This window comes from Limnospira sp. PMC 289.06 (assembly GCF_032350395.1).
In the GTDB taxonomy this organism is placed as follows: Bacteria; Cyanobacteriota; Cyanobacteriia; order Cyanobacteriales; family Microcoleaceae; genus Limnospira; species Limnospira platensis.
Map to the genome: position 1 here is coordinate 1 of NZ_JARPLC010000435.1, position 607 is coordinate 607.

The following is a 607-nucleotide window of genomic DNA, read 5'->3' on the forward strand; positions in this document are numbered from 1 at the left end:
AACAAGGCATCCCAGGCAGTCCCGAGGCCAGGGCCAGGGAACCGATCGCCTCTTCACTCAATTCAGCCAAAGCGCTAGGCAATTGACCCGAAGGAACGCGGTCAACGGGCTGTTGGGGGTTGGGGGTGATGTTTTTCTTATCCATTGGAGTTTTTCACTCATTTGTTAGGTTTACAGTTTGACCGCTTAGGGCGGTCAGTCCCTTCTTATTGTCAAGAAGCCTGTTTGTGCTGCCCGGTAGCCGTGAGCGCGGCACGAAAATTCTCGTTTGAGGTAGCACCCAATTCCGTCCAACAAAACTCTAGGTCGGGGGAAGAGGGGCAGAGGGAGTGATGCTCCCTCCACCCCAACCGCGTGCCAGGTATCGGAAAGCCCCGAGGTATCGAGGGTTGCCCGTCAATTCATCGAGGCGAACCCAGTGCCCTGACTGACTCCACAGCCGATTTGAGGATCGATTTGGTCTGTGGTAAAATCAACCGTGACTACTCGTCGTCACCCTCATAGGAACAAAAACAAGGCATCCCAGGCAGTCCCGAGGCCAGGGCCAGGGAACCGATCGCCTCTTCGCTCAATTCAGCCAAAGCACTAGGCAGTTGACCCGAAGGAA

General features: G+C 55.4%; 2 protein-coding genes. Both read right to left on the reverse strand.

The genetic code is table 11. The features are described from left to right. Positions 1-145: microcyclamide/patellamide family RiPP (locus tag P5674_RS25630; protein WP_315670467.1), on the reverse strand; the 145-nt coding region annotated here is incomplete at its 3' end. 337 nt (positions 146-482) lie between these two features. Beyond that, the coding region (locus P5674_RS25635) for a DUF5837 family cyanobactin class RiPP (RefSeq protein ID WP_315670468.1) at positions 483-607 on the reverse strand (125 nt) is incomplete at its 5' end.